The organism is Streptomyces sp. BL1, from assembly GCF_057628045.1.
Genome location: NZ_JBXYWZ010000002.1, coordinates 642,547 through 664,004, shown reverse-complemented (window position 1 = coordinate 664,004; position 21,458 = coordinate 642,547). Strand labels below are relative to the sequence as shown.

Annotated in this window: 14 protein-coding genes, 1 pseudogene and 1 riboswitch; of the genes and pseudogenes, 9 read left to right on the top strand and 6 right to left on the bottom strand. The window is 70.4% G+C overall.

Features of this window, described 5'->3' with window-relative positions:
* Nucleotides 1–2: 2 nt before the first annotated feature.
* The 4 genes and pseudogenes from AC3AGO_RS03125 to AC3AGO_RS03110 form a co-directional block, all read right to left on the bottom strand.
* On the bottom strand, nt 3–701 hold the full coding sequence (locus AC3AGO_RS03125) for a class I SAM-dependent methyltransferase (protein WP_487818538.1): 699 nt from the start codon (nt 699–701) through the stop codon (nt 3–5).
* Nucleotides 702–841: 140 nt separating this feature from the next.
* Nucleotides 842–3,166 (bottom strand): 5-methyltetrahydropteroyltriglutamate--homocysteine S-methyltransferase, encoded by a 2,325-nt coding sequence (gene metE / locus AC3AGO_RS03120; protein WP_487818537.1) that lies wholly within the window; start codon nt 3,164–3,166, stop codon nt 842–844.
* Between the two features lie 160 nt (nt 3,167–3,326).
* Nucleotides 3,327–3,545: riboswitch (cobalamin riboswitch) on the bottom strand.
* 74 nt (nt 3,546–3,619) lie between these two features.
* A complete protein-coding gene (locus AC3AGO_RS03115; protein WP_487824520.1) occupies nt 3,620–3,790 on the bottom strand; it encodes a MerR family transcriptional regulator in 171 nt (56 codons plus the stop codon).
* A gap of 128 nt (nt 3,791–3,918) precedes the next feature.
* Nucleotides 3,919–3,972: pseudogene (locus AC3AGO_RS03110) on the bottom strand (hypothetical protein); the annotation flags it as partial.
* Between the two features lie 111 nt (nt 3,973–4,083).
* Here AC3AGO_RS03110 and AC3AGO_RS03105 point away from each other — a divergent pair.
* Nucleotides 4,084–4,911, top strand: a complete 828-nt coding sequence (locus AC3AGO_RS03105; RefSeq protein WP_487818536.1) for an urea carboxylase-associated family protein — start codon at nt 4,084–4,086, stop codon at nt 4,909–4,911.
* A 38-nt stretch (nt 4,912–4,949) separates the two neighbouring features.
* Here the strand turns inward: AC3AGO_RS03105 and AC3AGO_RS03100 are convergent, their stop codons facing one another.
* The gene (locus AC3AGO_RS03100; protein WP_487818535.1) at nt 4,950–7,436 is read right to left on the bottom strand and encodes a SpoIIE family protein phosphatase; all 2,487 of its coding nucleotides are present in this window, start codon (nt 7,434–7,436) and stop codon (nt 4,950–4,952) included.
* A gap of 363 nt (nt 7,437–7,799) precedes the next feature.
* Between AC3AGO_RS03100 and AC3AGO_RS03095 the strand changes: the two genes are divergently transcribed.
* From AC3AGO_RS03095 to AC3AGO_RS03060, 8 genes are all read left to right on the top strand, one after another.
* On the top strand, nt 7,800–8,189 hold the full coding sequence (locus AC3AGO_RS03095; protein ID WP_487818534.1) for a VOC family protein: 390 nt from the start codon (nt 7,800–7,802) through the stop codon (nt 8,187–8,189).
* Between the two features lie 1,743 nt (nt 8,190–9,932).
* Nucleotides 9,933–12,617 carry a Pls/PosA family non-ribosomal peptide synthetase gene (locus AC3AGO_RS03090; protein ID WP_487818533.1) on the top strand — a complete coding sequence of 895 codons (2,685 nt, stop codon included), beginning with the start codon at nt 9,933–9,935 and terminating at the stop codon, nt 12,615–12,617.
* 16 nt (nt 12,618–12,633) lie between these two features.
* Entirely contained in the window at nt 12,634–15,156 is a 2,523-nt protein-coding gene (locus tag AC3AGO_RS03085) for a non-ribosomal peptide synthetase (RefSeq protein WP_487818532.1), read from the top strand.
* Nucleotides 15,157–15,373: 217 nt separating this feature from the next.
* Nucleotides 15,374–16,375 carry a TauD/TfdA family dioxygenase gene (locus AC3AGO_RS03080; protein ID WP_487818531.1) on the top strand — a complete coding sequence of 334 codons (1,002 nt, stop codon included), beginning with the start codon at nt 15,374–15,376 and terminating at the stop codon, nt 16,373–16,375.
* Nucleotides 16,372–17,436 (top strand): 2,3-diaminopropionate biosynthesis protein SbnB, encoded by a 1,065-nt coding sequence (gene sbnB, locus AC3AGO_RS03075; RefSeq protein WP_487818530.1) that lies wholly within the window; start codon nt 16,372–16,374, stop codon nt 17,434–17,436. Before AC3AGO_RS03080 ends, sbnB begins: the two co-directional genes overlap by 4 nt.
* 41 nt (nt 17,437–17,477) lie before the next feature.
* A complete protein-coding gene (gene sbnA, locus AC3AGO_RS03070) occupies nt 17,478–18,458 on the top strand; it encodes a 2,3-diaminopropionate biosynthesis protein SbnA (protein WP_487818529.1) in 981 nt (326 codons plus the stop codon).
* A gap of 139 nt (nt 18,459–18,597) precedes the next feature.
* Nucleotides 18,598–19,290 carry a class I SAM-dependent methyltransferase gene (locus tag AC3AGO_RS03065; RefSeq protein WP_487818528.1) on the top strand — a complete coding sequence of 231 codons (693 nt, stop codon included), beginning with the start codon at nt 18,598–18,600 and terminating at the stop codon, nt 19,288–19,290.
* A 110-nt stretch (nt 19,291–19,400) separates the two neighbouring features.
* Complete coding sequence (locus AC3AGO_RS03060) at nt 19,401–20,627, top strand: winged helix DNA-binding domain-containing protein (protein ID WP_487818527.1); 1,227 nt, start codon at nt 19,401–19,403, stop codon at nt 20,625–20,627.
* Nucleotides 20,628–20,694: 67 nt separating this feature from the next.
* On the opposite strand, the gene AC3AGO_RS03055 is transcribed toward AC3AGO_RS03060, so the two are convergent.
* The gene (locus tag AC3AGO_RS03055) at nt 20,695–21,381 is read right to left on the bottom strand and encodes a DUF899 domain-containing protein (protein WP_487818526.1); all 687 of its coding nucleotides are present in this window, start codon (nt 21,379–21,381) and stop codon (nt 20,695–20,697) included.
* Between the last annotated feature and the right edge of the window lie 77 nt (nt 21,382–21,458).

The following is a 21,458-nucleotide window of genomic DNA, read 5'->3' as shown; positions in this document are numbered from 1 at the left end:
GCCTAAGGGCTGCCTTGTACGGGCCCTTCGGAGGCCGGCTGCGCTGCCGCTGTCGCCCAGGGGGGCGGTTCCGCAACGCCGATGAAGTGCCCGCCCAGGGACCTGACATGGGCCGCCCAACCCAGCGCGGTGAGGTCACGCGTGAGAGCGCGGGGATCGTGCAGGACTTTCACGATGCGGTACTCGCTGCCGTCATCGAGCCGCCGCAAAGCCGCCGGGATCGGGCCGTTCGCGAGCACGTCCTCGTGTGCGGCCGCGGCGGGCCCGTCGTCGACGAAGACCGCCTTGCCACCCGGGGCGAGTGCGGCGGCCACGGTGTTCCAGAAGCCGGGCAACCGCGTCGGCGGAACGTGGGAGAGCCAGAAGGCGAAGAACACCGTGTCGTACCGCCGTGGCGGCTGCCACGCGAACAGATCGGCCTCGAGAAACTGAACCGTGGGGGCCGCCGCACGCGCACGCGCCATGGCCAGCACTTCTGCCGACGCATCGACGGCAGTCACCGAACGTGCCCGCGCGGCAAGCCGCGTCGTCCACTGACCCGTTCCACACGCCAGCTCCAGCACATCACCGGCAACCGGCAGCGAGTCAACGACAGCCGGCAACGCCCGCAGACCCGCGCTCGTCGCATACGGCCGGTCGTACTCGGCCGCACCGGCCCGGTAATAGGCCAACTGCTGTGCGAGAAGCTCGTCGTCATCCATGCCCGCCCCCCCCGATCCGGCGAGCCGCACGGCCCGCCCGATCACCGTCGCCCTTCCCCTTGGGCCAAGGTCAACAGCCATGGAGGCCGGGCCCGTCAGGGCGGGGCGGGCCTGGGTGGCCCGCCCCGTCACGGGTCAGGTCAGGACGTGTGGCCGGGGAGTTCGTTGCGTACTGTGCGGGCTGCGGTGACCAGGTTTTCCAGGGAGGCGCGGGTTTCCGGCCAGCCGCGGGTCTTCAGGCCGCAGTCCGGGTTGACCCAGAGACGCTCGGGCGGGATGGCCTCAAGGCCCTTGCGCAGCAGGGCTGTTGCCTCCTCGGCGCTGGGGACGCGCGGCGAGTGGATGTCGTACACGCCGGGCCCGGCCTCGCGCGGGTAGCCGTGGTCGGCCAGTTCGTGCGCCACCTGCATGTGGGAGCGGGCGGCCTCCAGGCTGATGACGTCGGCGTCGATGTCGTCGATGGCCTGGATGATGTCGCCGAACTCGGCGTAGCACATGTGCGTGTGGATCTGTGTGGCCGGAGCGACGCTCGCGGTGCTGACCCGGAAGGACTCGGTGGCCCATTCCAGATAGGCGGGGCGGTCCGCCGCGCGCAGCGGCAGCGTCTCGCGCAGCGCCGGCTCGTCGACCTGGATCACCGAAGTGCCCGCCGCCTCCAGGTCGTCGACCTCGTCCCGCAGCGCGAGCGCCACCTGCCTGGCCGTCTCCCCCAGGGGCTGGTCGTCGCGTACGAAGGACCAGGCGAGCATCGTGACCGGCCCGGTGAGCATGCCCTTGACCGGGCGCGGGGTCAGCGACTGGGCGTACTTCGTCCACGCCACCGTCATCGGCTCCGGCCGCGAGATGTCGCCGGCCAGGATCGGCGGGCGCACGTAGCGGGTGCCGTACGACTGGACCCAGCCGTGCTCGGTGGCCAGATAGCCCGAGAGCTGTTCGGCGAAGTACTGGACCATGTCGTTGCGTTCGGGCTCGCCGTGCACCAGCACGTCGATGCCGGCCTTCTCCTGGAAGCCGATCACGTCCCGGATCTCGGTCTTGATGCGCTCCTCGTACCCGGCCGCGTCGATCTTCCCCTTGCGCAAGTCGGCGCGCGCGGTGCGCAGTTCGGCCGTCTGCGGGAAGGAGCCGATGGTCGTGGTCGGCAGCAGCGGCAGCCCCAGGTGCGCCCGCTGTGCTTCGGCACGCCGGTCGTACGGCTGGGAGCGGCGGGTGTCGGCCTCGGTCACCGCGGCCGCGCGGGTGCGCACCGCCGGGTCGTGGGTGATCGCGGAGGCCCGGCGGGACTCCAGGTCACGGCGGTTGGCGGACAGCGCGTCGGACGCCTTGTCGGTGCCCTCGGTCAACGCCCGCGCGAGCGTGACGATTTCGGTGGTCTTCTGGCGGGCGAAGGCCAGCCAGCGCAGCACCTCGGGGTCGATGTCGTTCTCGGCCTGGGCGTCCAGCGGTACGTGCAACAGCGAGCAGGAGGCGGCCACATCGACCCGCTCGGCGCGCCCGGCGAGCTTGCCGAGCGTGGCGAGCGACGCCTCCAGGTCGTTGATCCAGATGTTGCGGCCGTTGACCACGCCGGCCACCAGACGCTTGCCGGGCAGCCCGCCGGCGGCGGTGATGGCCTCCAGGTTGGCCGCGGCGGCGTCGGTGAAGTCGATCGCCAGGCCGTCGACGGGGCTGTTGGCCAGGACGGGCAGCGCGTCGCCCAGGCGGTCGAAGTAGGAGGCGACCAGCAGCTTCGGACGGTCGGCCAGGCCGCCCAGTTCGCGGTAGGCGCGCTCGGCCGCGGCCAGTTCCCCGGGCGTACGGTCCTGGACCAGGGCTGGCTCGTCGAGCTGCACCCAGTCGGCGCCCGCGGCGCGCAGCTCGGCCAGCAGCTGTGCGTAGACGGGCAGCAGCTTCTCCAGCAGGCTCAGCGGCTGGAAGTCGGGGGCGACACCGGGCGCCGGCTTGGCCAGCAGCAGGTATGTGACAGGGCCGACCAGGACCGGACGGGCCGTCAGACCCAGTGCGAGGGCTTCCTTGAGCTCGGCGACCTGCTTGGCCGGGTTCGCGGCGAAGGCGGTGTCGGGCCCCAACTCGGGCACCAGGTAGTGGTAGTTGGTGTCGAACCACTTGGTCATCTCCAGCGGCGCCACCTCCTGTGTGCCGCGGGCCATGGCGAAGAAGCCATCGAGCGCGTCGGCCTCGACGGCCGCGCGGTGGCGTTCGGGGATGGCGCCGACCATGACGCTGGTGTCGAGCATGTGGTCGTAGTACGAGAAGTCGCCGGTCGGCACTTCCTGGATGCCGGCCTCGGCGAGCTGGAGCCAGTTGGCCCGGCGCAGGTCGGCCGCGGTCTGCTTGAGGGCCTCGGCGGTGACGCGGCCCTTCCAGTAGCCCTCGATGGCCTTCTTCAGTTCCCGGTTCGGGCCCTGACGGGGGTAGCCGTACACGGTGGCCCGTGCTGCCGCGGCTGCGGACTTGGCTGTCACGGAACTCTCCTTCGCGAGATGTCTCGTCGGATCCCGGATCGAACGAGGAGACGAAGGGAGGCGAACAAACGGCGACGACAGTACGCGCGGCTTGCGTCTGCCTGCTCCATGTGTGTGCGCCGACCCGCCCTCGAGGTCACCGGAACTCCGCACGTGCATGCACACGTACGGGCAACGGGCAGGTCTTCGGACTTGCGGGCGTGCCGGCCGGTCTCCCGGCGGGCGCCTAGTGGCCATCGCTTCCCGGGCCGTGGCCCAGTGCTCATGACGGCGGTCGTTCCCGCTCACCGCTGCGGGGCAGTCCCGGAGTCACACCGGGTTCCCTCTTACGACGCCTCCCGCCTGGCAGACGGGGCGAACCAGCTGCACGGCCAGCGTAGACGCTCGACCCGCTTCCTGAACAGCGCGCCCGGCGGGAGGCGCCGGTCAACCTGGCCGCGCGGACGGCGTGGGTCACATGACGCGGCTCAGGTAGCAGCGGATCTCGTCGCGGTTCCGGGTGAGCCGGTCGATACGGGTGTCGAGGTTGTCGAGCTCCTGGCGCAGGAGTTCCGCCATGTCCGGGTCGGGACAGGCGGGCATGTCGCTGCGGGGGCCCTGGACACAGGGCAGCAGGAACCTGATGACCCGGGTGGACAGGCCGCAGTCCAGAAGCCCACGGATCTGGTGAACCTGCTCGATCGCTTCCTCGGCATAGTCGCGGTAGGTGTTCGACGAGCCCGCGGATGCAGCAGCCCCTGCTCTTCGTAGTAGCGCAGTTGACGGGTGCTCACCCCGGTGCAATGCGCAAGCTCGCCGATGCGCATGAAACCTCGAACGCCCTTCGTCCTTGACCTTCACGCCGGTGTCAAAGTTTAGCATCTGAGTGTTGACCCGGAATTCTCCCTCCCCAACTTCCGATTCAGAGAGGGGACGTCATGAATGCGGTCCGGACTTCGTACGAGGCGAAAGCGGGCAGTGTGCTCGATGTCGACAAGCCGTTCTACGACAGACTCGCCGAGGACACCGGCAGCAGGGAACTCGTCGACAGGTTCGTCCTTCCGCCCCGGTCGGGGCGTGCGTGGGAGGTGCCTGCCGGACACCTGTGCCGAGTGAGCACTCCTGACGGTGCCCAGTGCGGTGATTTCAACGTCTGGAACCGCCACAATCCGCGGGAGCGTCTGTGGGCGTCCCGTACCCGTCAGCTGCAGGGCGCGCATGTGACCCGCTACGACCGCCTGTGGTCGACCCTGCCGTACATGCGCCCCCTGCTGACGGTCACCAATGATTCGCTGGAGTGGTATGGAAAGGACGAGGACGGCGCCCGCGTGCATGATCTGCTCGGTTCGCGGTGCGACCCCTACATCAACCGCATTCTCACCGGCGAGGATTTCGATCTGCACTGTCACTCGAATCTGACCCGGGCGGTGTTGCCGTACGGATTGAGCGAGTCCGATGTGCACGACGTGCTGAACATCTTCACCGTCACCGGACTCGACGACGAGGACCGGTACTACATGAAGCCCTCGCCCGCGAAAGCCGGAGACTTCTTCGAATTCTTCGCCGAGCAGGATCTGCTGTGCGCACTGTCGAACTGCCCGGCAGGGGACCTCTCGGTGCCGTTCTGGGGCCCCGAGGCCGGCGAGCCCGTCTGCCGGCCGCTCGCCGTCGAGGTCCACCGCCCGCCGCGCCGGCTGACGGACGGCTGGAGCACGCCGCCCCGCTCCCCGTACGCAGGAATGCACGGGCTCCGACTGCGCGAGTGAGCACGGCACTCCGTGCTCACAGGCTCAGCTACGAAGCCCTACGGGGCGGGCTCCGGGCCTGTCAACTCCTCGGGAGAGAGCGGCTGTTCGGTCCAGATGATTTTGCCGTCGGGGGTGTCGCGGGTGCCCCAGCGCTGGGTGACCTGGGAGATGAGGTAGAGCCCGCGGCCGCCCTCGTCCGTCGCGCGCGGGTGGCGCAGGTACGGGGAGGTGTTGCTGCTGTCGGAGACCTCGCAGGTGAGGGTGTGTTCGAGGATGAGGCGCAGCCGGATGGGCGCGGCCCCGTAGCGGATGGCGTTGGTGACCAGTTCGCTGACGACCAGTTCCGTGGTGAACGCCAGCTCTTCCAGGCCCCAATTGGTCAGCTGTTCCATGGTCTGTTCGCGGGCACGCGAGACCACGGCCGGGTCGGCGGGCAGGTCCCAGGTGGCGTACCGGTCCGCGCCGAGGCTGCGGGTCGCGGCCAGCAGCAGCGTCACGTCGTCGTACGGGCGGGCGGGCACCAGGGTGTCGATGACCCTCGCGCACAGGGCGTCGAGCGTCGGGCCCGGGGTCTCCAGGGCCCGGCGCAGCTCTTCCTGGCGCCCGTCGTGGCCCGGCCCGGTGTGGTGGGAGGCGAGCAGTCCGTCGGTGTAGAAGGCGAGCACGCTGCCTTCCTCCACCGTGAGTTGGACGGATTCGAAGGGCGGCCCGCCCACTCCCAGCCGCGGGCCGGGCGGCAGGGCGATGAACTCGGCCGTTCCGCCGGGGGTGAGGACGGCGGGGGAGAGGTGTCCCGCGCCGGCCATGGTGCAGCTGCGGCTGATCGGGTCGTAGACGGCGTAGAGGCAGCTCGCGCCCCAGGGGCCCGAGTCCGCACCGGGCGGGCGTTCGGAGGAATCGACGGTCTCCGCGGTGACCCGGCCGACCAAGTCGTCCAGATGCGCGAGGAGTTCCTCGGGGCGCAGCTCCAGCGCGGCGAGGGTCTGTACGGCGGTACGGAGCCGGCCCATGGTCGCCACGGCTTCGATGCCGTGTCCCGTCACGTCGCCCACCACCAGCGCGACCCGGGCGCCGGACAGCGGGATGACGTCGAACCAGTCGCCGCCCACATCGGCCAGTTCGTCGGCCGGCCGGTAGGAGGAGGCGACGTGGACGGCGTTCTGCTCGGGCACGGCCTGCGGCAGAAGACTGCGCTGGAGGACGAGGGCGGCTTCGCGCTCGCGGGTGTAGCGGCGGGCGTTGTCCATGCACACTGCCGCACGCGCGACGAAGTCCTCCGCCAGGCGCAGATCGTCCTCGCTGAAGGGCTCTTCGCGCGGCCCGCGGAAGAAGGTGGTGACCCCCAAGGTGGTGCCGCGGGCGCGGATGGGCACCACCATCGCGGTGTGCAGGCCGAGTTGGCGGTAGCGCGCCAGCCGGGCCCCGTCGCCGTCGTCGGCCCACAGCCGGCTGCCGGGTGTGAGCTGTTCCGCGCGCCAGGAGGCGCCGTCGGACAGGCAGCGGCTGGGCGGTGACCACGCGTGATACCGCGTCAGGTCCCCGATCGCGATGACCGCTTCCGGGTCGTTGCCCTGCCAGGACTGCTGGCCGCTGCGGCGCAGCGTCACCTCCGCGTTCCCCAGCGGCCCGGTCAGCGGGTCCCCGCCGCTGAGCACCGAGTCGAGCAGGTCGACGGCGACCAGGTCGGCGAGGTCGGGCACGGCCACATCCGCCAGGTCCTGCGCGGTCTGCCGGACGTCCAGCGTACGGCCGATGTACTGGCTGGCCCGGTCCAGCAGCGCCAGCCGCTGCCGGGAGCGATAGCGCTCGGTGATGTCGATGACCGTGTAACACACGCCCACGGGCTGCCCGTTGGCCGCGTCGAGCCGTACGAACGACATCGAGTGGGCCTGTTCGTGCGCGGGGTCGGGCTGGAACCGGCCCACGTGCTCGTACCCGAGCACCGGCTCACCGGTCTCCAGTACGTGCCGCATCTGCGCCTCGGCGGCCTCGGCGTCCAGCCCCGGCTGCAGTTCGGCCACCCGGCGCCCGACGCGCTGGTGCGCGGGGCCGCCGCCGAAGTGCTCCAGCGCGGTGTTCGACCACACGAACTGCAGGTCGGTGTCGACGATGGCCATGCCGACGGGAACCTGGGCCACCAGCCGTTCGAGCAGGGTGCGGCTCATCTCCCAGCCGCGCACCGCGGGCGCGGAGACGGTCAGGACGACCCAGTGCGTCTGCCGGTCGGCGTCCTGTACGGGGACCACCTGCACGGCGAGGCCGGCGAGGCTGCCGCTCTCGCGCCGCGCGGTGACCAGCCCGGACCAGCAGCCGTGTTCCCGGCAGTGGGCGGCCAGCTCGGGCACGCCCGCCGCGTCCTCGGGCGCCAGCAGGGAGGAGACGGGCTGTCCCAGTACGTCATCGGCGGTGTGTCCCAGCAGCTGCTCGGCCCCGGGAGGCCAGTTCTCGATGCGTCCGTGGGCGTCGAGCATGACGAGGGCGGCGTCGGCTACGTCGAACGAGGCCTGCTCTGCGGTGGGGCCGTTCCTGTGGAGCTTTGCCATGCCAGCCGTTCCGTCTCCCTCGGCATGCTGTCGATTGCGACTAGTTTGCTCCATTTTGTACGACTGTGGTGGCTCCTCGCCGCCGGGGCGTGGCCGAGGGGTGGAGGGCGTACTCCCGACGTGTCCGGCCCGCACTTCTGACTGCCCGACAACTGTGGCCTCCGGCTGCGGATCTGCCGAGGACTCAGACGGGGGCGGGGTGGGGCGTGGCGGACTGCTTCTCCTTACTGCGACCGGGGGTGACGGGGCATCGGGACGGGGGCTCGGACGGGCTGTGGCGTGCTTCGCGGCCTTACCCCGCCGTCGGGCTGCGGCTAGCGTGTGGCCTTCGGCGGACCCGCTACGCGACCGGGAGGTCCTGACATGGGCAGCAAGTTCACCGAGCTTGCGATCGACTGTGCCGACCCCGGCGGTCTCGCCCGGTTCTGGTGCGCGGTCCTCGACTACGAGGTGCAGGACGAGGACGACGGCATCGTCACCATCGGCTCGCCCCTGGTCCCCGAGGGCAGGAACCGCCTCGGCCCGGTGCCACCGACGATGACGTTCGCGCACGTACCCGAGGGCAAGACCGTCAAGAACCGGCTCCACCTCGACGTCAACCCGACCGACAGGGCACAGGACGACGAGGTCCGCCGCCTGCTGGAGCTCGGCGCCCGGCACGCCGACGTCGGCCAGACAGGCGACGAAAGCTGGGTCACGCTCGCCGACCCGGAGGGCAACGAGTTCTGCGTCCTCGGAACCCGCCACCCCTGACCGGAGGCCGCGCCTCCTGCGCTGGGCCGGGGTGGGCTCGCGTAACGCGTGGGGCGCCTTCGCCGTGCCGGTCCTGCGCCGCGCGGCGCGTGTGCTGCCGGCCGTCATGCTGGTCTATCTGATCCTCGCCTACGACCGCCCCGAACTGCCGAGTTTTTTCCGCGAGTCGGGGCTCGATCATCGCTCAAATTTGTCGCTGTTTTCTCACGGCTTTCTCTGGGCCACGAATGCCTCTATACATGACTGTGGTGAGTCTTTGCCGCCGTCCGCATGTGGCCATCCTGAAAAGGATTCCCGGGGGAGGCTTACTGGATTTCTGGTACGCCACTCCGGGAGCGCCGGGAACGGGTTTCGTAGCCCTTGTACGTCCGATGGGGTCGGGCGGGCGGCCGGGGGCCGGGGCGGACCGGAATCGTGGAGTAGACGCGATGTCCGTGAAGTGGGGCGGTGTCAGTCGGCTGTGTTGACCGGTGCGTTCGAGCCGGAGATTTGTCCCCGCCGTACGCGTATCAACGTAAGAGGGGCCCAGGGCGGTGGCTCGGCGGGGCGTGGTCGTGCCGCTGACACAGGGCCGGCGGTGCCCCGGTCCGTCCGGTGTGCGGGTGGGGGAGAGGGTGCCCCGGTGCAGGTCAGCGGAGTGACAGCGGCGGGGGCGGGGAGCGGTGGCTTCGCGGGAAGGCTCCTCGGATGCATGCGCGGGGTGCGTCGACGGACGGCGGAGCCGAAAGAGCTGTACATATGCGAAACATCTGATTGACCTCCGCGCCCCGGCAGAATGCATGAGCCATGCACTGATGAGGGTTTCCCTTCGGGTGGGGCGCGTGGATCCCGCGCCGATTTGAACGCGGCCGGTGCCGCACCCCGTATGGAGGGTCGTGCCAGCTAACGTTTGACGACTGCTTGAAGATTTGTGTATCGAGCTCTTGATCGTGCTTGGCGGTCTGTTGCAGTGGCCATTGCAACAGTCTGTGCAACGGGGAAGTGCACGGGGAGTTCCGCAGTCTCGGCAGATGCCGGGCCCCGGGACGGGTCCGGCAGGTGTCCTCTCACAGGGGGAAGCGAGGAGCCTCATGATTCACACGACCGAAGTTCTGGCGACTGCCGGGACAGAGCCGCAGTGCAACGGCGAACGGCCGGCCGACGAGCTGTCGGAGGACGGTGAGCCTGCGGGAGCCGGGCCGGCGGGCCCGAGAATGCCCGCCGGGGGGCCGCTGGCACACGTGCCACTGCGAGGGGCCGCCCACGGGGGAGCACGGCGTACGGGGGCCGGCGGCATGGATGCCGCCAGATCACCCGGGCCGTCGCGTACGCCGTGAGGTGTACCAGTAGGCAGGAGCCGCGCAGCAGTTGACGCACGGGGCATCCGCACCGCCCCGAGGTCTCCTGCCACGACACCCGGCCCTTGCCACGGCACCCGGCGCTCGCCCGGTGGCATTCCGTAGACCCGTACCGCGAGTTGCCGCGCGCTCAGCCGCGCGTGCCCACCCGCATCGACGGCTTCAACGCACAGGCGAACGGCAGTACGTGGGCCGCCCTGTGCCGCGGGCCGGGACATGGGCCACGGGAGTCGCCGCTGACTGCCACAGGTTCGCCCAATGGCACATCACCGCGCACCAGTTCGCCCCGGCCGCCGGAACCGGCTCGCCCGCGCCACGGGTGGGCGGCACCCATCCGCCCGGCAGGCCCAGGCGCATACCTCAAGACGTTCACGACATTCCGCACCATGCCCGAGGAGCTCATCTCATGGGAAAGCCGCTCGAAGTCCCCACCGCTGATCCACCGCCCTCCCCAGCCGCGCCCGTCGCGCCTGTAGTGCCCAACGTGTCCGCCAAGCCCGTAGTGCCCAACGCGTCCGTCGCCCCCGTCGTGCCCGACGGCGCGACGGCCCGCGCCGAGCAGCTGCTCGCCGAGGTGCTGGCCGGAGTCGTCGGCGTCGAACAGGTGCCGGCCGACAGCCACTTCTTCGACGACCTGGGTGCCGACTCCCTGCTGATGGCCCAATTCTGCGCGCGGGTCAGGAAGCGCGCCGAGCTGTCCCCGGTCTCCATGCGGGACATCTACCGGCATCCCACGATCCGCAGCCTGGCGCTGGCGCTTCCGCCGCCCGTACCCGCCGCGGACGAGAACGGAGCCGAGCCGCAGACTCCGGCGCCGGTCCAGCGGGCGACGCCGGTGGGCACCGCGCAGTATGTGCTGTGCGGGGCCCTGCAGTTGCTGCTCTTCCTGGGGAGCGTCCTGCTCGCCGGATACGTCGCCTCCACCGGCTACGACTGGATCGCCGCCGGCTCCGGGCTGCTCGACGGCTACCTGCGCGCCGTGGTGTTCGGCACGGCGGTCTTCCTGGGCATGTGCCTGATGCCGATCGCTGCCAAGTGGGCCCTCGTCGGCCGGTGGAAGCCACAGCAGTTCCGCGTATGGAGTCCGGCGTACGTCCGCTTCTGGCTCGTCAAGACGCTGGTCCGTTCGAACCCGTTGGTGCTCTTCCACGGCTCGCCGCTGTTCGTGCTGTATCTCAAGGCACTCGGCGCCGACATCGGACGGAACGTCACCATCCTCACCAACCACATGCCGATCTGCACCGACCTGCTCACCATCGGCGACGACACGGTCATCCGTAAGGACGCCTACCTCAACTGCTACCGGGCGCAGGCCGGAATGATCCAGACCGGCACGGTGACCCTGGGCAAGGACGTGTACGTCAGCGAGGCCACCGTCCTCGAGATCGAGGCCTCGATGGGGGACGGCACCCAGCTGGGCCACGCGTCCTCGCTGCACGCCGGGCAGCGCGTACCGGAGGGCGAGCGGTGGCACGGCTCGCCGGCACAGCCGACCTCGGTGGACTACCGGGTGATCGGCCCGGCCGACCGCTCCACCCTGCGCAAGGCCAACTACGCCGTCCTGCAGGTGCTGGGCGCCCTGCTGCTGTATCTGCCGCTCGCGGTGTCCGGCGTGGACCTGCTGGTCGCCGAGGTGCCCCAGCTCAACGCGGTCATCTCCGCGGATCAACTGGCGCTCACCAGCGGGGCGTTCTACCTCGACGCGCTGGCGGCCTCCCTGGTGCTGTTCTTCGGCGCCCTCGTCGTCGGTCTGGTCTTCATCGCCACGGTGCCGCGGCTGCTGAACCTCACGCTGACGCCGGACAGGATCTATCCGCTGTACGGGTTCCACTATTCGATGCTCCGCACGATCACGCGCATGACGAACAGCAAGTTCTTCATGGGCCTGTTCGGCGACAGCTCCTACGCCGTGCACTATCTGCGCGGCCTGGGGTACGACCTGTCCCAGGTGGAGCAGACCGGCTCGAACTTCGGGTCCAACGTGAAGCACGAGACCCCGTACCTGGCCACAGTGGGGCGGGGAACGATGGTCGCCGACGGGCTGTCCGTCATGAACGCCGACTACTCCAGCACCTCCTTCCGCGTCTCCCGGGTGACCATCGGCGCGCACAACTTCCTCGGCAACAGCATCCACTACCCCACGCAGGGCAAAACCGGGGAGAACTGCCTGCTGGCGACGAAGGTCATGGTCCCCGTCGAGGGGAAGACGCGGGAGAACGTCGGGCTGCTGGGATCGCCCAGCTTCGAGATCCCGCGGACCGTGGAGCGCGACTCCGGGTTCGACCACCTCAGGAGCGGCGACGCGCTGCGCCGCGGCCTGCACGCGAAGAACATGTACAACCTGCGCACGATCGGGTGGTTGCTGACCGTGCGCTGGTTCTCCTTCTTCATCGTCACCCTGCTCGCCTGGATGGTCGCCGATCTCTACTCGGCGCTGGGCGCGCTGGCGATCGCGCTGGCCACCCTCGGCACGCTGCTGTTCACCGTGGCGTACGCGGTGTGCGTCGAGCGCGCGGCCACGCACTTCCGGCGGCAGACCCCGCAGTTCTGCTCGATCTACCAGCCCTACTTCTGGCGGCACGAACGCTTCTGGAAGCTCCACGCTATGCCACTGCGCATCCTGGACGGCACCCCGTTCAAGAGCCTCTTCTGGCGGGCGCTGGGGGCGCGGATCGGGCGACGGCTGTACGACGACGGGTGCGACATTCCCGAGCGGTCTCTCGTCACGATCGGGGACCACACCACGCTCAACGCGGGGAGCGCACTCCAGTGCCACTCCCAGGAGGACGGCACCTTCAAGACCGACCGCACCACGGTCGGTTCGGGCTGCACCCTCGGGATCGGCGCTCTCGTGCACTACGGCGTGACGGTCGGCGACGACGTCGTGCTCGCCCCGGACTCCTTCCTCATGAAGGGCGAGGAAGTCCCGTCCGGCGCCCGCTGGGGAGGCAACCCCGCCCGCGAGATGCGCGACGACCACCCGCAACTCGCGTGCAGCACGAGCACGAGCACGAACGCGAATACAGGCACGAGTACGAGCACGAACGCCGCCAGTGCCGGTACGCCGGCAGCGGCAGACAACCAGCGGTAAACAGGGGGAACTTCCGATGGGACTGTTGGCAGAACACGACTCGGCCGAGGCCGGCCGCGCGTACTGGGCAGATGTGCTCGGCGCCGGCGGAGCCACCACGCTCCCGCGCTGGAGCCGGAATCCGGTGGCGGGCGTCGCCGCACACACGGCGCCCCTCCCGGCCGGCCTGACGGCCGCGCTGCACCGGGTGGCCAACGAGCTGACCGTACCGCTCACTTCGGTGCTGCTGGCCGCGCACCTCAAGGTCCTCGCCGCGCTGTCGGGCGAGGGGGAGGTGACGGCCGGCTACCTAGCCGACGAGGACGGGCGGGCGCTGCCCTGCCGGCTCACCGCCGAGCCCGGCACCTGGCAGACGCTGGTGAAGGAAGCCCATCGGGCCGAGACCGAGCTGCTCGCGCACAAGGACTTCCCCGTCGATGACCTCACACGCGAACTGGGCCTCACGCAGCCCCCGCTGGAGGCCGTCTTCGACCCGGCGGGACGCAGCGGCCAACTGCCCCAGGGGGCCGTGCTGTTGGCGGGGGTCGAGGACCACGGCGGCCGCCTCGTACTGCGGGTGCTCCACCGTACCGACGTGCTCGACGCGGATGCCGCCGCCCGGATCGCCGGCTATCACCGCACCGCGCTCACGCTCCTCGCCGGCGATCCGGAGGCCGAGCACGGGCGGCAGAGCATGCTGTCCGCCGCGGAGACGCGCTTCCAGATCGACGGGCTCGCCGGGCCCCGACGGGTACTGCCCGACCGCCGCTTCCACGAACTGTTCGAGGAGCGGGTACGGGCCCACCCGGAGGCCGTCGCCGTGGTGCACGGCGAGCGGCAGTGGACGTACCGGGAGCTCAACTCCCGTGCCAACCGGCTCGCCCGGGCCCTGCTGGCGCGCGGGCTGCGCCGCGAGGGCGTCGTCGCCGTGGTGACCGAGCGCAACCCGGACTGGATGGCCGCCGTCCTCGCCGTCTTCAAGGCAGGCGGCGTCTACCTCCCGATCGAGCCGCACTTCCCGGCCGACCGCATCGCGACCACGCTGACCCGCGCCGGCTGCGGCCTCGTCGTCACCGAACCCGCTGCCGCGAGCACTCTCGACCAGGCTCTCGACACCCTGCCCGAGGTCCGGAAGCTGCTCGCCACCTCGGCATACGACGAGGGCCATGCCGACGGCGACCTCGGCACCGACGTCGCGGCCGGTCAACTCGCCTACATCTACTTCACTTCCGGCTCCACCGGCCTGCCCAAGGGCGCGATGTGCGAGCACGCCGGCATGCTCAACCACCTCTACGCCAAGATCGAGGACCTGGGCATCGGCACCGGGCAGGTGGTGGCGCAGACCGCGCCCCAGTGCTTCGACATCTCGCTGTGGCAGCTGGTGTCCGCCCTCCTCACCGACGGCCGCACCCTGCTCGTCGAGCAGGAAGTGATCCTGGACGCCCAGCGGTTCGTCGACAAGATCGTGGCCGGGCGGGTCGCCGTACTCCAGGTCGTACCGTCCTACCTGGAGGTCGTCCTCTCCTACATCGAGCAGCACGACATCCAACTGCCAGATCTGCGCTGCGTATCGGTGACCGGGGAGGCGCTGAAGAAGGAACTGGCCCAGCGCTGGTTCGCCGCCCAGCCCGGCATCAAACTGGTCAACGCGTACGGGCTGACGGAGACGTCCGACGACACCAACCACGAGGTCATGGACCGCGCCCCGGAGGGGGAGCGGGTGCCGCTGGGACCCGCCGTCAACAACGTGCGCGTCTACGTCGTCGACGAGCACCTCTCACCCGTGCCGCTCGGCGCCCCCGGCGAGATCGTGTTCTCCGGAGTCTGCGTCGGCCGCGGGTACGTCAACGACCCCGAGCGCACCCGGCAGGCGTTCCTGGCCGACCCCCACCGGGAGGGTGAACGGCTCTACCGCAGCGGGGACCACGGGCGCTGGCTGCCCGAGGGCAAGCTGGAGTTCCTCGGCCGCCGCGACACACAGGTCAAGGTCCGCGGCTTCCGCATCGAGATCGGTGAGATCGACAACACCCTGCTGCGGGTGCCCGGCGTCCGCGACGGCGCGACGGTGGTCGCCGAACGCGACGGCAGCGGCAAGCAGTTGGTGGCCTTCTACTCCGGGCCCCGGCCGCTCGCGGAGAACACCCTGCGCAACCGTACGGGCGAAACCCTGCCCGCCTACATGATCCCGTCGGCCTTCCACTGGCAGGAGAGCCTCCCGCTCACCCCCAACGGCAAGATCGACAGGAAGGCTCTCACCGCGCTCGCCGGCGAACTCGACCCGTACGAGGACGACTTCCACGCGCCGGCCACGCCCACCGAACACCGGCTGGCGGCCGCATGGGCGCACGTACTCGGCATCCCGCAGGAGCGGATCGGGCGGCGCGATCACTTCTTCGACCGTGGCGGCAGCTCGCTCTCCGCGGTGAAGCTGGCGATCACCCTGGACCGCGTGGTGACCCTCAAGGACGTCACCCGCCACCCGGTCCTCGCCGACCTGGCCGCGCTGGTGGACACCCGGGCCGAGAGCCCCGCACCACGACCGCCCGACACGGCGGCATGACCGAGCAGCCCGGTCCGGGGCACCGCTCTCTCGCGGCGCCGACCCCATGCGGCGCCGACCCGCCCCGGAACGCCACCACTTCCCGCTCCTTCGGCAGCGGTGGCACCGGCCGTACGGCACGACCGCTCGTCGTACAGCACGACCGCTCGTCGTACGGCAACCGCGCGGAGCAACCGGCCGCGCACCGACCGCGCACCAACCGGAAGGAACAGAAACGATGTCGTCCCTGACCCCGTCACTGCTCAACGTGCGGACACAGCCCGGAAAGCCGCCGATCGTGCGCGCCGAACCCGGCGACGACGCGCCCGGCTGGGTGGCCGAGCACCACACCGCGCTGCGCGCCGTCGTCGCCGAACACGGTGCGCTGCTGGTACGCGGCCTCGGCCTGCACGACGCGGCCGCCACCAGCGCCGTCTTCCACCAGCTGGGCACCCGCATGATGGCCGAGCGCGAGCCCTTCGCACCCCGGCGCACCTATCCGGACGGCTTGTACTCCTCGACCAAGTGGCCGCCGAACCAGCCCATGTGCATGCACCACGAGCTGAGTTACACGCTCGAATTCCCCGGCCTCATGCTGTTCGCCTGCCTCACCGCGGCCGAAGAGGGCGGGGCCACCGGAGTGGCCGACGCACAGGCCGTACTCGACGCGCTGCCCGCCGAGTTGACCGAGCGCTTCCAGCGCGAGGGGTGGCTGCTCACCCGCAGCTACAACGACGAGATCGGCGCCACCTTCGCCGAAGCGTTCGGCACCGAGGACCGCGGCGCCATCGAGAGCTACTGCCGCGCCAACGCCATCGGCTTCCAGTGGCAGCCCGACGGCGGACTGCACACCACACAGCGGCGCAGCGCCGTCGTGCACCACCCGGTGACCGGCCGGCGCTGCTGGTTCAACCAGATCGCCTTCCTCAGCGAGTGGACGATGGCTCCCGAGGTGCGCGAGTACCTGCTGGACATCTACGGCGCCGACGGGCTCCCGTTCAACACCCGCTTCGGGAACGGCGATCCGATCGGCGAGGACGTCGTACACCTGCTCAACCAGGTCTACGACAACGCCACCGCACGCGAGCCCTGGCAGGCGGGCGACCTGATGCTCGTCGACAACATCCGCACTGCGCACAGCCGGGAACCCTTCACGGGCCCGCGCGACGTGCTCGTCGGGATGACGGACGCGGTGCGCCTGGCCGACTGCTCGCCCACCACCGAGGCAGCCGCCCGATGACGACTCGACGTCCCACCACACCCACACCGTCCGGGGCACTCACCGTGCCACCGTTCGCGGTGATCCCCGGATCGCAGGTCCAACAGGTGCTCCAGGGGCGCGAGAAGCACGTGGTGGAGCTGGTCGAGGCCACCTACCGGCTGCACAGCGCCGGCGCCTCGGTCAACCCGCCCTCGTACTTCCTGCGCTTCCCCGACCGGCCGACCTCCCGCATCATCGCGCTGCCCGCCTCGCTCGGCGGCCCCGCACCGGTGGACGGCCTCAAGTGGATCTCCAGCTTCCCGGAGAACGTGAAGGCAGGCGTTCCACGGGCTTCGGCCGTCCTGATCCTCAACGACCACGACACCGGCTACCCGTACGCCTGCATGGAGAGCTCCATCATCAGCGCCACCCGCACAGCCGCGCTGGCCGCGTCCGCGGCCGACCACCTCACCCGGCGCCGGGGGCGCCCCACGCGCGTCGGCTTCGTCGGAACCGGCCTGATCGCCCGCTACATCCACACCTTCCTGGCCGGCACCGGCTGGGACTTCGAGGACATCGGCGTACACGACCTGTCCGCCGAGCACGCGGCCGGCTTCCGCACCTACCTGGAACAGCGGGGCGCCGGCGGCAGCATCACCGTGCACAACAGTGCCGAGCAACTGATCCGTCACAGCGATCTGGTGGTCTTCGCCACCGTCGCCGGAAAGCCACATGTCAGCGACCCGTCCTGGTTCGCGCACCAGCCGTTGGTCCTGCACATCTCGCTGCGGGACCTCGCACCCGAGATCGTGCTCGCCTCGGCCAACATCGTCGACGACGTCGAACACTGCCTGAAGGCCGACACGTCACCGCACCTGGCCGAACAGCTCACCGGAAACCGCGACTTCCTGCACGGCACGTTGGACGACGTGATGGCAGGGCGGCTCACGGTTCCGGCCGACCGTCCGGTGATCTTCTCGCCCTTCGGTCTCGGGGTGCTCGATCTCGCCGTCGGCCAGTACATCCACGACGAGGTGCTCCGCTCCGGTCAACTGCACATCGTCGACGACTTCTTCCATGAACTGCGTCGGTACGGATGAGCTGCTGCGTCGCCGCAGCTTCTCATTTAAGGGGGAATACCGTGCCAGTAATATCCGCACCACTCGACTTCAACGAAGAGGACCTCTACATCGACCTGCGGTCGAGCATCGGGGCCTCGCTCTACCTGAAGTGCGAGGGCTTCAACTTCGCCGGCTCGATCAAACTGAAGGCCGCCACCGAAATGGTGCAGGCCGCCGAGCGTGAGGGAATCCTCTCGCCCGATTCGATCCTGGTGGAGTCCTCGTCCGGCAACCTGGGCGTGGCACTGAGCATCGTCGCCGCCAGCCGCGGCTACCGCTTCCTGTGCGTGACCGACTCCCGCTGCAACCTCTCGTCCCGGCGGATGATGGAGGCCCTGGGCAGCCAGGTCCACATGATCTCCGAACCGGACGTCAACGGCGGCTTCCTCGGCTCACGGCTCCACCACGTCCGCTCGCTGTGCGCCTCGGACCACCGGTACGTATGGCTGAACCAGTACGCCAACCCGGGCAACTGGCGGGCGCACTACCGCAACACCGCACCGGCCATCGCCCGCCAGTTCCCGGACCTGGACGTGCTCTTCGTCGGGGCCGGCACCACTGGCACCCTGATGGGCTGCGCCCGCTACTTCTGGGAGCGGGACCGCAGAGTCCGCATCGTCGCGGTGGACAGCGTCGGCTCGGTGACCTTCGGCGGCGTACCGGGCCGCCGGATGATCCCCGGACTCGGCACCAGCGTCCGCCCGCAACTCCTCGACGAGTCCTACGTGGACGAGGTCGTACACGTCGAGGAGGCCGACGCCATCCAGGTCTGCCGGCAACTGGCCCGGCGCGGCTTCCTGCTCGGCGGCTCCACCGGCACGGTGGTCAGCGGCGCGACGAACTGGCTCGCCCTGCACGGCCGGCCCGGCCTCACCGCGGTGGCCATCTCCCCTGACCTGGGCGAGCGCTACCTCGACACGGTCTACCAGACCAACTGGCTGGAGAACCTGTACGGAGAGGAACTGCTCGGCGCCAACGAACTGGCCGCCGCGGCCAGTTAGACCCGAACCGCCCCACTCTCCCCACGCTCGACCGTGGGGAGAGCGCATTGCGTTCCGGGGCCGCACGATCCGGCCGGTCGCGTCCCCTCCTCGCCCCTGCCAGGGTGGAACCCGGTGACGCGGCGGAGAGGAGCCCGGGATGTCGGAGCACCCACAGCCACCGGAGTTCGAGTTCGAGCAGGTGTACCGGGAGGGACACATCCCGTGGGACCTGGGGGAGCCGCAGCCGGCTCTGGGCGAGCTGGTCGAGGCCGGCTGGTGCACGGGGACCGTACTGGACGCCGGATGCGGCACCGGGGAGCTCGCACTGGCCGTCGCCGCGCGCGGCCATCACGTACTGGGCATCGACCTCGCGCCCTCGGCCGTCGAACGCGCCACCCGGAAGGCGGCCGCCCGCGGACTGCCGGCGGCCTTCCGTGCCGCCGACATCACCGAACTCGACACCGGCGGCGAGGTGTTCGACACGGTCCTCGACAGCGGACTGCTGCACTGCCTGCCCCGGCCGGCACAGCAGCGCTATCTGGAGGTGCTGCGCCGCGTCTGCCGGGGCGGCGGCCGGATCGCCGTACTCTGCTTCGCCGACCGGTCCGGGGCGCGGACCCCCGACCGGGGACGGCTCACCGAGGAGCGGCTGCGCGAGCTGTTCGCCGACGGCTGGGCCATCGACGAGCTCGTCCCCGCGGACATCCTCGGCATCGTCCCGGACGGACTCGGCGAAGCGAGCACCTGGCCGCGCGACGACAAGGGACGTACGCCGATGACCGGTTGGCGCCTGCGTGCACGGCGAGTCACCGCCGGCATGTCGTGCGACGCGGTGCCGAGCGTGCTGTGACCGGCCGGTCCGCTTGTGGCAGATTGTGATCAACTGCCGTGAGCGGGCCGTACGCGCCGGAGAGGCGCGCGCTCGTCGGCCACCAGTGAACCCGTCGTGGGAGGCGATCAGTGGCAGCTCGTCAGAGTGCCGGCGGCAGTGCCGCGAAGGTGCGGACCGGCGACGTCGTCGCGTACCGGCTGCACGCGCACCACCTCACGGACCGGCAGCCGGCCGACCGTCTGCACGAGGTGGCGGGCGCGTGCGGAATCCAGAACAGTCCGCCGGGCTCGGCGCTGCTCGCGCTGCACGCCCGTGCCGGCGACGTGACGCGGGACCGGTTCGACCACCTCGTCGGCGAGGAGAGGAGCCTGCTGCAGACCTGGTGCATGCGCGGATCGCCGTACTTCTTCCCGACCGCCGACGCACCGGTGTTCACCGGTGGCGTTCTGCCGCCCACCGAGGCGGCCCGGCTGCATCTCATCGTCGGTGTCGAAGGGGCGCTGGACACGCTCGGGATGGGGCTGGACGAGGCGGTGGACATCACCGCGCAGGAGATCGGGGAGGTGCTGTCGGGACGGCAGTTGGCGATCAACGAACTCGGCGCGGAAACCGCCGGGCGCATCGCGGACGGACTCTCGCCGGCCCAGCGAAAGGCCTGGCAGGCGCCGGGCCCCTACGGTACGAACCAGCCGCTCGGCGAGGCCGTTGTGCACTTCTGCGTCCGGATGCTGACGCTGCGCGGCACCGTCTGCCTCGCACCGCGCAGCGGGAACAAGGCGCCGTTCGTCCTCGTCGAGGAATGGCTGGGCGGGCCTCTGCCGCGGACGGACCCGGACAGCGCCCGCGCCGGCCTGCTGCGCCGCTACCTGCACTGCTACGGCCCGTCCACCCGCAAGGACTTCGCCGCCTGGATCGGCGTGAACGCCGGTGACGTGGACCCGTGGTGGAGCATGCTGGAGGACGAGCTCACCCCCGTCGAATTCGACGGCAGCCGGGCGTGGATCGTCGCCGACGACCTGGACGCACTGCGCTCGCCGCCCGAGGCGCACGGGGTGCGGCTGCTGCCGCCGGGCGACCCCTACACGCAGATGCGTGACCGGGCCACCATCGTCGACAAGAAGCACCAACGCGAGGTGTGGAAGCCGGTCGGAGCGCCCGGCGCGGTACTGGCCGACGGCGCCGTCGCCGGAGCGTGGCGGCCGCGGAAGAGCGGCCGCCAACTGACGCTGACGGTCAGGACGTTCCGGCCGATGAGCACCGGACTCCGCGACCGGCTGCGTGAGGAGGCCGGCCACGTCGCCGTACTGCGCGGTGCGTCGGAGGTACGGGTCGAGTTCGAGGACGCGGCACCCTGACGGCGCGTGGACGGCTGGGCGGACGGGGGCGCGGCGCCCTCGGTGAAGCAGTCGGACAGTTCGGGCCTCACGCCTTCGAGCCGTAGAGCGCGGCGATGTCCTCGGAAGCGCTCCACTTGCTGTAGGTGGGCGACTGCGGCCAGCCGTCCGGCGAGTCCTGCCACACTTCCTGCCGTCCGTAGGGCAACAGGTCGATCAGCGCGAAGGTGTAGCTGAGCTGCTCGGTGCCGCGGCCGCTGGTGTGCCAGGTGCGGTAGACGGTGTCGCCGTCGCGCAGGAACACGTTGACGGCGAACCCGCCGCCGGGCGGCGCGCCGACGTCGGTGCCGAACGGGCTGTTCGCGGTGGAGTACCAGGCCATCTCGTTCCCGACCCGCCGCTTGTACGCCAGTGCCTCGTCGATCGGACCCTGGGTGACGATGACGAACCGGGCATCGTAATTGCGCAGGAACTCCAGCCGGGTGTACTGCGAGGTGAGTCCCGTACAGCCCGAGCACTGCCACTCCTCGCCGGGGAACCACATGTGGTTGTAGACGATCAGCTGCGTCCGGCCGTCGAAGAGGTCCACGAGCCGGACCGGTCCCTCCTCGCCCTCGAGGGTGTAGTCGGGCATCTCGGCCATCGGCAGGCGGCGGCGCTGGGCGGCGATCGCGTCGAGTTCCCGCGTGGCGGCCTTCTCGCGGACACGCAGCGCCTCGAGCTCGCGCTCCCAGGTGGCGGCGTCGACGACGGGCGGCAGTGCGTTGCTGGTCATGGGGATCCCTCACCGTTCGTGTACACAGTTCGCGGTCTACAGAGATGGACCCCGCCCGCTCGCTGAACTCATCGGTG